Annotated in this window: 11 protein-coding genes and 1 riboswitch; of the genes, 6 read left to right on the top strand and 5 right to left on the bottom strand. The window is 47.6% G+C overall.

What is annotated here, in order from left to right:
• Positions 1-632: 632 nt before the first annotated feature.
• Together ACFORK_RS28985 and ACFORK_RS28980 are read right to left on the bottom strand one after the other, a co-directional pair.
• Complete coding sequence (locus ACFORK_RS28985; RefSeq protein ID WP_379205543.1) at positions 633-1,016, bottom strand: hypothetical protein; 384 nt, start codon at positions 1,014-1,016, stop codon at positions 633-635.
• Positions 1,017-1,062: 46 nt separating this feature from the next.
• The gene (locus ACFORK_RS28980; RefSeq protein ID WP_379205542.1) at positions 1,063-1,551 is read right to left on the bottom strand and encodes a hypothetical protein; all 489 of its coding nucleotides are present in this window, start codon (positions 1,549-1,551) and stop codon (positions 1,063-1,065) included.
• Between the two features lie 147 nt (positions 1,552-1,698).
• Positions 1,699-1,806: riboswitch (TPP riboswitch) on the top strand.
• A 100-nt stretch (positions 1,807-1,906) separates the two neighbouring features.
• Here ACFORK_RS28980 and ACFORK_RS28975 point away from each other — a divergent pair.
• The 6 genes from ACFORK_RS28975 (at position 1,907) to thiE (ending at position 6,886) form a co-directional block, all read left to right on the top strand.
• Positions 1,907-2,680 (top strand): ABC transporter ATP-binding protein, encoded by a 774-nt coding sequence (locus ACFORK_RS28975; protein WP_379205541.1) that lies wholly within the window; start codon positions 1,907-1,909, stop codon positions 2,678-2,680.
• Complete coding sequence (locus ACFORK_RS28970) at positions 2,661-3,440, top strand: ABC transporter permease (RefSeq protein ID WP_379205540.1); 780 nt, start codon at positions 2,661-2,663, stop codon at positions 3,438-3,440. Before ACFORK_RS28975 ends, ACFORK_RS28970 begins: the two co-directional genes overlap by 20 nt.
• Positions 3,437-4,471: an ABC transporter substrate-binding protein gene (locus ACFORK_RS28965; protein WP_379205539.1), complete on the top strand. Its 1,035-nt coding sequence runs from the start codon at positions 3,437-3,439 to the stop codon at positions 4,469-4,471. Before ACFORK_RS28970 ends, ACFORK_RS28965 begins: the two co-directional genes overlap by 4 nt.
• Positions 4,472-4,553: 82 nt before the next feature.
• Positions 4,554-5,345, top strand: a complete 792-nt coding sequence (thiM, locus tag ACFORK_RS28960) for a hydroxyethylthiazole kinase (protein ID WP_379205538.1) — start codon at positions 4,554-4,556, stop codon at positions 5,343-5,345.
• A gap of 57 nt (positions 5,346-5,402) precedes the next feature.
• Positions 5,403-6,218 (top strand): bifunctional hydroxymethylpyrimidine kinase/phosphomethylpyrimidine kinase, encoded by an 816-nt coding sequence (thiD, locus tag ACFORK_RS28955; RefSeq protein ID WP_379205537.1) that lies wholly within the window; start codon positions 5,403-5,405, stop codon positions 6,216-6,218.
• On the top strand, positions 6,215-6,886 hold the full coding sequence (thiE, locus tag ACFORK_RS28950) for a thiamine phosphate synthase (protein ID WP_379205536.1): 672 nt from the start codon (positions 6,215-6,217) through the stop codon (positions 6,884-6,886). The genes thiD and thiE overlap by 4 nt, the downstream gene beginning before the upstream one ends.
• An 89-nt stretch (positions 6,887-6,975) precedes the next feature.
• Here thiE and ACFORK_RS28945 read toward each other — a convergent pair whose 3' ends face one another.
• The 3 genes from ACFORK_RS28945 to asd form a co-directional block, all read right to left on the bottom strand.
• Entirely contained in the window at positions 6,976-7,680 is a 705-nt protein-coding gene (locus ACFORK_RS28945; RefSeq protein WP_379205535.1) for a pseudouridine synthase, read from the bottom strand.
• A 42-nt stretch (positions 7,681-7,722) separates the two neighbouring features.
• Positions 7,723-7,923, bottom strand: a complete 201-nt coding sequence (locus ACFORK_RS28940; protein WP_379205534.1) for a DUF3934 family protein — start codon at positions 7,921-7,923, stop codon at positions 7,723-7,725.
• Between the two features lie 140 nt (positions 7,924-8,063).
• Complete coding sequence (gene asd / locus ACFORK_RS28935) at positions 8,064-9,152, bottom strand: aspartate-semialdehyde dehydrogenase (RefSeq protein WP_379205533.1); 1,089 nt, start codon at positions 9,150-9,152, stop codon at positions 8,064-8,066.
• Positions 9,153-10,403 lie beyond the last annotated feature (1,251 nt).

Genomic DNA, 10,403 nt, shown 5'->3' with positions numbered 1-10,403 from the left:
ATCGTTGTCTTTGTTCTCCCAAGTGAACACACCTCCACTGATTTCATTATCGGTCTGTCCGTTAACGGGTGTCCACTATTTATTCTAATTGCATTTTTTGAAAAAAATTACGCTAAATGGACTATTGCGGTAGAATTAACATACAATATTGTCCTTAATTACCGTCGACCCCTTAACTACAGAAGATTTAGGGTACAAAAATGTCGTTAATTTCACTTCGGCAATAAGTTCAGGGTGTGCAGTTTTTTTAATGCGTTCTATGTAGGCAATCTTCCTTACCTTTCTGAAGTCCCTTAAAGCCGCAGCTGCTGAATCAGAAGCGCTAACGATGAAAAAACCTCCGGATCCGCGCATGTACGCGAACCTGGAGGTTTCTATGTGCTAAGTAAACTATGGATAACTTTCTATTTTCCTTCGAACAATTGTATTAAATTCTCAGTTCCGGCCGCGACGCTGCCAGGTACTATCTTATAAAATCAGCTTGTACCACCCTGTTTCACCTAAGAAGTCATCTCTTGTAATATTTTCTCCACCTATTATTTGTCGTTAATTATTAATCGTTCCAATTCCCCTCTTCAGATACTATTTGCACTTTATTACTCCCTCTGGAGGTCTAAAACCTCTTATTCACGCTAGACATTTGTTATATTTATCACTGCTTTTGTTCTCTTATAGTACCGTATTTCAATATCCTTATCGTTTTGTATTTCTTTCATTTGATCAGTAGTTATTTTGAACTTCATTTCTCTTCCATCAGATGTTTTTACAATAACTATATTACCTCTTCTATTGACCAATTGACCTTGAAATATCATAAAACCTTGCTTCGCTAAGTCTAAAATTATCACAATTGCTATAACAACAAATATTGGGATCGGAAAGAATTGTACAATCAACACCCAAGTTGGTCTCTCTAATAAGATACTTGCGAATAACTGCATCAATGAAATGATAATAAACATTAACGACATAAACATAACTATTTGTAATTTTGTTTTCGCAGTCCTTTCTTTCATCTTGTCACTCCTTTTATTTTAGCGTTCTTGTCATGCTACTAGTATTTTAGGATAGCCCGGAGACATCTTCGTCTTCTGATACTTCATCTAGTGGTAATGACGCATTAAGTAATTCCCCTTGGTCATCCATTTCTCGCAAAAAAGCATTAACAGTATCAACATCTATCGTTTGCACTATTATCAAGTGTCCTATATGAATTCCTGGTAATTCTAGTGCTGCTTGTCTAGCAAAATGCTGCTTTAATTTATCCGGTGTTGTAATGATGCACCAACGTTTTACTCGATCATTAAATGTTAATGTAATTTCAATGAATTCCATTGTTTCAAGGTCATCATCGAATTTCCAATCAGTCAATATATGCACTTCTTCGTCAGTAAAATTAAAGTAGTACTTATCAATCCAAACGCTTCTTCCGTGGTCTCCGACGATCCTAATTTTTTCTTCTTTTTCAGCTAGTATTTCATATTTCTTCCCTTTGGTTAGCGCATTTTCATAATTCCCGATACTGCTACAGATTGCTTTGTCTAATTCCAATGAGATCACCTTAGTTGAATGGATTGAATACACTGGTTCTTAATTTTTAGGCACACTGATTTTAACAAAAACAGCCCCTGCTATTTACAATACTATAAAATATGGTATATTTATATCCGAATTATGAAACTTGATAGCGATAAAACCTTTTTTCACTAGGGGAGCCTGTATTTGGCTGAGACGAAAGCGGTAAGCTTCGGACCCTTGGAACCTGATCTGGATCATACCAGCGGAGGGAAGTGGAACTGAAATTCGGGTATTGCATGGCTCTTCTTTTTGCAAACTTAAATTTTAGACCCCTTTATTTCCGCCGGGAGATAAAGGGGTCTTTTTTTATCGTGCTAAGGAGGTTACGGTGATTACGGAAATCATCTCTGTGCACAATTTATCCTACGCCTACGCCAAATCTGCATTGGCACCGGTACTGACAGACATCTCCCTTACGGTTCACCAAGGTGAATTCGTTTCCGTTGTCGGGACCAGTGGATGTGGTAAAAGCACGCTTTTCAAAATTATCGCCGGATTGCTGGAGCCGAGCAGCGGAGAGCTACATCTTCACGGAGTTTCGGCTACCGCCAAGCGGTTAGGCCAGGTCGCTTACATGCCCCAGCAAGATCTGCTGCTGCCCTGGAGGACGGTACTGGAGAATTGTCTGCTTCCCTGGGAGATCAAGCGCAGCCGTAGCAAAGCCCAGGTTACTAGTCAGGTTATTGAACTGCTGGAGCGCTTAGGTCTGGCTGGCATTGAAAATTCATTCCCCCATGAATTGTCAGGCGGAATGCGGCAGCGGGTAGCTTTTCTGCGAACGCTTATTACGGGGGGCGACCTACTGCTGCTAGACGAGCCCTTTGGGGCACTCGATCATATGACCAAACGAGAAATGCATAGCTGGTTACTGGAGATTTTGGATGAGCTGGACAAGACGATTCTCTTCATTACGCATGATCTGGAAGAAGCTTTGCTGCTCAGTGACCGCATCTACCTCTTGCCTGGACGGGCAGAAGGACAAGTAGAGGAAATACTCGTGGATCTGCCGAGGCCCCGGCATTGCCGAATGAATTATGAGCCGCGGTTTATAGAGCTGCGGGCTGAACTGGAGCGCAGACTGTATGACAAAACTGCTGTTTAGAACAAGCTGGCGGAATTATGGACCGTTCTTACTTCTGCTGCTATTTATTCTCGGTTTGTGGGAGACGCTGGCGCGGATAGATGTCCTGCCCCCCTTCATTCTCCCGGGTCCTCTATCCATAGGGACCGCTCTGGTTGAAAACAGGAAATTACTATTCGGGCTACATTTGCCCGCCACCTTACAAGAGGTACTGCTTGGCTATGCTTTGTCCGTCACCTGCGGTACTTTACTGGGACTTGGCATGCATATGTGGCGTCCGCTGGAAAAGGCACTGTATCCCTTTGTTATCATCAGCCAGACCATTCCGCTGATCGCGCTGTCTCCTGTCTTCATTATGTGGTTCGGATACACGCTGTGGAGCAAGGTCGCCGTGGTGTTCCTGACCGCCTTTTTCCCAGTGGTAGTTGGTACTTATGATGGGCTGCAGCAGAAGATTCCTGCCTACGAGGACCTGCTCCGCACCATGGGTGCCAGCACACGCCAAATTCTGCTCAAGACACGAATTCCGCTGGCGCTGCCCTCTTTCTTTTCCGGCCTCAAGCTGTCGATGGTCTACTGTGTGATTGGGGCAACGATTGGCGAATGGCTCGGTGGCAGCAAAGGGCTCGGTTATTTTAGCCGCAGAATGGCAGGGAACTTGCAGAGCAAAGAAATGTTTGCCGCAGTGGTCTTGCTATCCGCGATGGGCGTTGGCTTGTTTCTCGTTATCGCTATGATTGAGAAGATTATTTTTAAGAAAAGAGGATTTCACAACAAATGATTACTAGACATCACAGGTTCAAAAAGATTGTTCCGCTTCTGTTGCTTGCAATGACAGTGTTGCTTGTGAGCGGTTGCGGCGAAAAGGTAAAGTCTAAAAGCTCTGGAAGCGAAACCGGGGCAGCAGCAAGTAAGCCGCATAAACTCACACTGATGCTGGATTGGTACCCGAATGCTGTCCATTCCTTCCTTTACGCTGCTCAGGAGAACGGGTATTTTGCCGAGGAAGGGCTAGACGTAGAGATTCAAATGCCGGCAGACAGCAATGATGCGTTGAAGCTCGTAGCTGCTAACAAAATCGATCTCGCATTGAGTTATCAGCCACAGGTGCTGATGGCACGGGGTGAGCAGATTCCTGTCCTCTCCATCGCCGCAATTGTCAGACATCCCTTGAACCATCTGATGGTTCCGGCCAACTCTTCTGTGAAGACACCTGCTGACCTGACCGGGAAGACCGTAGGCTATTCCTCCATCCCGCTCTATGAAGCCATGGTGAAAACGATGGTCCGCAGCAGCGGAGGTGATCCAGAATCCTTACAGCTCGTAGATGTTGGCTTCAATCTCATTCCGGCCCTCTCCACAGGGCAAACGGATGCCATCATCGGCGGTTTTATCAATCATGAGCAGCTGATCCTGGAAAAAGAAGGACATCCGGTAACCTCCCTAAATCCGACGGATTACGGGGTGCCAGATTATTATGAGCTTGTGCTGGTAGCCAGCCAAGAAGGAATGCAGAACTCTCAGGCTTATTTCAAAAAATTTCTGACCGCCGCCGCCAAAGGTCAAAAGTTCGTCAAGGAGCATCCAGAAAAAGCGCTGTCTCTTCTGTTCAAGCATGAAGATCAGACTTCTCCGCTTGACAAAGACATCGAGAAGAAAAGTCTGGAGATTCTGCTGCCGCTGATGGATCCGGGGAACGAGCCGTTTGGCTATCAGGACCCGGATTCCTGGAACAAGGTGCAACAATGGCTGAAGGAAAATGGCCTGCTATCCGCTGAAGTAGCGCCGGAAGAGGCTTTTATCAATTTGTAGATCGCAATCTGTAAGGCAAGATGCCAATGGGCGGGTTCTATAATAGCGCGTTACAAATCTAATTTTCTCGGGAGGCAATCCTATGACTTATTTGTCCAAGGTAAGGGAGCAAAATCCGCTGATTCACAATATCACCAATATTGTTGTGGCCAATTTTTCGGCCAACGGGCTGTTGGCCCTCGGTGCTTCCCCGTTCATGGCGGACTCCTATGAAGAAGTTGCCGATGTAGCTCAAATGGCCGCTTCTGTCGTACTGAATATCGGCACGCTGAACGAACAGGTCATCCCGTCTATGATTCTGGCTGGACAATCCGCCAATGCCCATGGTACGCCCGTGGTGCTTGATCCGGTAGGTGCCGGGGCAACCGCATATCGGACGGACATCGTCCAAAAGCTGGTCGATTCAATCTCCCTAACAGCGCTGCGTGGCAATGTCGCCGAGGTAGCCAATGTCGCCGGGGAGCAATGGACGATCAAGGGTGTAGACGCTGGCACAGGTGACGGTGATGCTGTGGAGCTAGCCCAAAAGGCTGCGCGCAAGCTGGGCTGCATCGTGATCGTCACCGGCAAAGAGGACGTTATTACCGATGGTACAACAACCTACATCGCTGCCAACGGTCATCCCATTCTAACCAAAGTCACCGGAACCGGGTGCCTGCTCAGTGCCGTAACCGGAGCTTTCCTGGCTGTCGGTGGCGATTCACCGTTGAAAGCTGCAGCCGAAGCGATTTCTTTCTATGGCGTAGCCGCAGAAATTGCCGAGGAGCTGACACATGGCCAGGGTCCAGGCAGCTTTCAAATCGAGTTCCTGAACCAGCTTTCGTTGGTTACGCCAGACATTTACCAAGAACGATCGCTGATTAGAGAAATCTAATTCTACCACTAAAGTTTCAAATACATCAGGCAAAGTTTTTGCGGAAGGAGCATTTAAATGAGCGTCTATCAAGCGCTAACAATAGCTGGGTCAGATAGCGGTGGCGGTGCTGGGATTCAAGCCGATCTGAAAACCTTTCAGGAACTGGGCGTATATGGCATGTCCGCGCTGACGGCGATAACTGCCCAGAATACACTGGGCGTGCAAGGGGTTTATCCCCTTGACCCGGAAGCTGTAGCAAGACAGCTGGATTCCATTGGAGAGGATTTGCAGCCGGAGGCTGTCAAGACCGGCATGCTGTTCAGCAGCGAGATCATCGGTATTGTTGCCGACAAGGTGACACAGTATGGCTGGAACCGGCTTGTCGTTGATCCGGTGATGGTCGCCAAAGGCGGTTCGCCATTGCTTCAGCAAGAAGCAGTTGCCGCCCTGATCACCCGACTGCTGCCTCTGGCGTTCGTAACGACGCCCAACATCCCGGAAGCAGAGCTAATCACGGGTCATAGCATCACCAGCTTGCAAGACCGCGAGCAAGCAGCACGTATTATCGCTGGCATGGGCTCCCGCTATGTGATTCTTAAGGGTGGGCATGACGAGTCGACAGAACAAGTGATTGATTTGCTGTACGATGGACATTCGTTCTTTTATATGGAAAATAAACGTGTAAACACCCGTCATACGCACGGAACAGGCTGTACGTACTCTGCGGCACTGGCTGCAGAGCTTGCCAAAGGCCAGACTGTGCCAGAAGCAATTCATACGGCCAGAGCCTTTATTCAGGCAGCCATTGAGGATGGACTGGCCATCGGTGCGGGGCATGGGCCGACGAACCATTTTGCCTATCAGAACAGATTGCGGGGGAATCGGGGATGAATGGAGTGGACAGAGACAAGCTGCAGGAGCAGTTGAGCTTATATTTTATAATGGGCACTGCCAATTGTCATAAGACACCGAACGACACGCTGAAGGAAGCTATCAAGGGCGGTGTTACGATGTTCCAGTTTCGCGAAAAGGGTCCCGGTGCCCTCCACGGACAAGCCCTTCTCGAACTGGCAATGTCGCTCCAGACTCTGTGCAGGGCCGAGGGCATTCCTTTTATCGTCAACGACGATATTGAACTGGCTATTCAGCTCGATGCCGACGGAGTGCATATCGGTCAAGAGGATGAACCTGCCGCATCGATTCGACGACGTCTCGGGTCTGGCAAAATCATCGGCGTCTCCGCTCACAACATGGTAGAAGTGCAGCAAGCCATCTCCGATGGTGCAGACTATCTTGGCATCGGTCCAGTCTACCCTACATCTTCCAAAGATGACGCGCGGGCTGTTCAAGGCACAAGGCTCATAATGGAAATTAGGGAGGCTGGCATCGACATCCCGCTTGTTGGTATTGGCGGAATTACGGCCGCCAATGCCGCACCGGTCATCGCTGCCGGCGCAGACGGCATTTCGGTGATCTCCGCTATTGCTGGAGCCCCTGATGTCACCGCTGCGGCGAGAGCATTCGTACAGGCCATGGAGGCCGCGCCTACAAGGCCGTAACTGTGTATTGACAAGGAGCGAAGTCAATCCGCTCCAAACCTATAAAAAAGGTGGTGTCCGCTAGTCAGCGAGACACCACCTTTTTTGTACTATTTTGCCGCTTCATCCAGCCTTGTTAGCAGGTTCTGCAGCTCTTCATCTGCCAGGTGTCGCCATTGCCCCCGTTCCAGACCGTCTAGCGTAATGTTCATGATTCGAATGCGTTCCAGCTTCAATACTCTGTAACCGAGCGCTTTGCACATTCTGCGAATCTGGAGGTTGAGCCCTTGGGTAAGAATAATCCGAAAGCGGCATTCACTCTCCCGGTAGATCCGGCAGGGCTTGGTGATAACCCCTAAGATGCCCACACCGCTCGCCATGTTTTGCAGAAACTCGTCTGTAACCGGATGGTCTACATCCACCACGTATTCCTTCTCATGCCCATATTCCGAAGACATCATTTTGTTCACGATATCCCCGTTGTTCGTCAAAAGAATAAGTCCCTCCGACGCCTTATCCAGTCTACCGACCGCAAAAATCCGCGCCGGATAGTTAACGAAATCTATAATGTTGCCCTGAACCTCTCTAGCTGCCGTGCAAGTAATACCGACAGGTTTGTTCAAGGCCAGATACACCGGTTCAGAACGTTCTTCCGGAAGGGCTTGACCGTCCACAAGCACCGTATCGCCTGGCTCTACCTCTGCGCCTTCTTCGCAGACAGCACCATTAATGCTGATCCGCCCCGCGGCAATTAACCGATTGGTCTCCCTTCTGGAATAGACGCCGGACAGGCTTATGTACTTATTGATTCTCATGCTAAACCTGCTCTCCCTGCTATATGCTATACCAGAAGCTGCCTAGCGGCTTTCTCCACCTTTATTCGCGCCTGGTTTTACCGAACCACTCTTGGCACCTGCGGCTCCTTTGGCGTCAGAAGCACCGGAGGCACCGCCCTTCACGAACTTGGGCTTTACTGGCTTGGCTGACTTATTCCAGCGTGTCCAACCCTTGCTACCTGTTCCACGGCCTGTGCCGCCGCCTTTGCTTTTTGATCCCATATTATCACTCCATTACTATTCCTCAGATGTTCCTTCACTTTTGCACTTGACTATCATACCATTACATTCACCAAAAAGCCGAAAAAAAACACAAATCACCCGCCATCCAGAAGGAAGACGGGTGATTATCGTGTAATTTATTACGCTTTAGGCTGAATATAGCCTTCCGCTTTGAGCAGTTCTGCGATCAGTACCGCACCGCCAGCTGCACCGCGCAGCGTGTTGTGCGACAGTCCAACAAACTTGAAGTCATGCAGCGAATCTTCGCGCAGACGTCCGGTGGAAACACCCATGCCGTTCTCGATATCCCGGTCCAGCTTCGTCTGTGGACGGTTCTCTTCTTCGAAATAGGTGATGAATTGCTTCGGAGCGCTTGGCAGCTCAAGTTCCTGCGGACGGCCCTTGAAGTTCTTCCACAGCTCCAGGATCTCTTCCTTGGAAGGCGTCTTCTTGAAGGATACGAATACCGATGCCATATGACCGTCAGCAACCGGCACACGAATACACTGGGAAGTTACCACAGGCGTGGAAGCTTTCACAATGCCCTCTTCGGTCAGCTCACCCCAGATCCGCAGCGGCTCCTGCTCACTCTTTTCTTCTTCGCCACCAATGTAAGGAATGACGTTGTCGATCATTTCCGGCCAATCAGCGAACGTCTTGCCTGCCCCAGAGATCGCTTGGTATGTGCTTACGACAACCTTCTCCGGTTCAAATGCTGCCAGCGCATGCAGTGCAGGCACATAGCTCTGGATAGAACAGTTTGGCTTCACGGCAATAAAGCCTGTTGTGGTACCGAGACGCTTACGTTGCTGCTCGATCACCTTAATATGTTCCGGGTTGAGTTCCGGGATCACCATCGGAACGTCCGGCGTCCAGCGATGGGCGGAGTTATTGGAAATGACCGGCGTTCCAGTACGTGCATAGTCTTCTTCCAGCTTCTTGATTTCTTCCTTCTTCATATCTACTGCACAGAAGATCAGGTCCACATCTTTGGCGAATTCCTCTACCTGGGATGCATCCTGAACCATAATATTCTTCACGCTATCAGGAAGTGGAGTATCCAGCTTCCATCTGCCCGCAATGGATTCCTCAAAGGTTTTGCCTGCGGATCTGCTGCTTGCAGAAATTGCAGTTACTTCAAACCAAGGGTGATTCTCTAGTAAAGCGATAAAGCGTTGGCCTACCATTCCAGTACCGCCGACAATGCCGGCTCTGAGCTTAGTTGTCATGAAATCATACACTTCCTTTTAAGTTACTTCCCTATCATTCATTAGGCCGATTATAAATGATATATGCAAGTTTAACAATATGTGAAATGAAACACGGAGATACTTCTAATAATATATGGCTATATTACAAAAGCAGTGCTTGCCCCATGTGGCTTATACATGAACACTAATAAAATGAACTTCAGTTGCGAAAATAAGGTGAGAACTTAAGGTGAAAACATAAGCTGCGCGCTTAGATTGCGATCACACATCGCGAACTTAAATGGCGAGCAAAAAGGGGTGGCATCATCTCGTAAAGCATGGAATAAAAGTCGCTATTGTCCCAGATTCTTCAATTATGATAATCGGTTTTAACGGTTAAACTCTGGCGTCGATCTATGCTGCAAGTGCGAACTTTCCTGCGAAAGTACTGCAGACACAACATGTATTCAACATATTTCAGCGAGCCATAGAATGCCACCTTTCGCTTGATCGCTTGTGCTACTACAGTTTCAATCCCCGCCCCAATTCTTTGACTAACTTTTCTCTTTTAAGGTATTAGTTTTTTTCTCTTGGGTTCTTGGGTTCTTGGGTTCTTGGGTTCTTGGGTTCTTGGGTTCTTGTTTATTTGCTCACAGTTATTTGATCTCGTTTTTTTGGTTATTGTTTTTTGGTTTTTCGTTTTCTCATCCTTCATCATTATACAGCCTTAAATAAACGTAGTCGAAGTTCAACCTACTTCCAACTAAGGGCATTTTTGCACCTTATATTAGTCATTTTGGAGTAAAAAGAGAAAATAAGTGCATTTTCGCACCTTATTTTTCCACATAAATACCCCAAAGGGTATTCTTAGAGAGATTTAAGGTACAAAAATGCCCTTAATCTATGCCACCCCTTCATTGCAGACAATTTAAGGTACATAAATGCCGTTATTTACGCTTTAGCGAGCTTGGAGAGCATCTTCCCCCTTTATTCCTCCTCATCTGCATGTTTCATTATTTAGTCAGTCCTACATCTTGCTTATTCAGTCTGCATAACCCTTGATTAGTTTGACATAACCGCTGTTTAGCTTACATAACCCCGTTTAGCTTACATAACCCCTATTTAGCTCACATAACCCCCGTTTAGCTTACATAACCCTGTTTAGCTTACATCTCCCCCATTTAGCTCACATAACCCCCGTTTAGCTTACATTACCCCCGTTTAGCTTACATTACCCCCGTTTAGCTTACATTACCCCCGTTTAGCTTACATTACCCCCGTTTAGCTTAC

It is taken from the genome of Paenibacillus sp. GCM10012306, from assembly GCF_042649265.1.
Taxonomy (GTDB): domain Bacteria; phylum Bacillota; class Bacilli; order Paenibacillales; family Paenibacillaceae; genus Paenibacillus_AQ.
Note: the sequence above shows the minus strand (reverse complement) of the source record. Positions and strands in the feature narration are given on the sequence as shown.

What these genes read in the sequence shown, in the direction of transcription:
- ACFORK_RS28985 (WP_379205543.1), bottom strand. Translation starts at nt 1,016, where the DNA reads ATGAAAGAAAGGACTGCGAAAACAAAATTACAAATAGTTATGTTTATG.
- ACFORK_RS28970 (WP_379205540.1), top strand. Translation starts at nt 2,661, where the DNA reads ATGACAAAACTGCTGTTTAGAACAAGCTGGCGGAATTATGGACCGTTC.
- ACFORK_RS28965 (WP_379205539.1), top strand. Translation starts at nt 3,437, where the DNA reads ATGATTACTAGACATCACAGGTTCAAAAAGATTGTTCCGCTTCTGTTG.
- thiM (WP_379205538.1), top strand. Translation starts at nt 4,554, where the DNA reads ATGACTTATTTGTCCAAGGTAAGGGAGCAAAATCCGCTGATTCACAAT.
- thiD (WP_379205537.1), top strand. Translation starts at nt 5,403, where the DNA reads ATGAGCGTCTATCAAGCGCTAACAATAGCTGGGTCAGATAGCGGTGGC.
- thiE (WP_379205536.1), top strand. Translation starts at nt 6,215, where the DNA reads ATGAATGGAGTGGACAGAGACAAGCTGCAGGAGCAGTTGAGCTTATAT.
- ACFORK_RS28945 (WP_379205535.1), bottom strand. Translation starts at nt 7,680, where the DNA reads ATGAGAATCAATAAGTACATAAGCCTGTCCGGCGTCTATTCCAGAAGG.
- ACFORK_RS28940 (WP_379205534.1), bottom strand. Translation starts at nt 7,923, where the DNA reads ATGGGATCAAAAAGCAAAGGCGGCGGCACAGGCCGTGGAACAGGTAGC.
- asd (WP_379205533.1), bottom strand. Translation starts at nt 9,152, where the DNA reads ATGACAACTAAGCTCAGAGCCGGCATTGTCGGCGGTACTGGAATGGTA.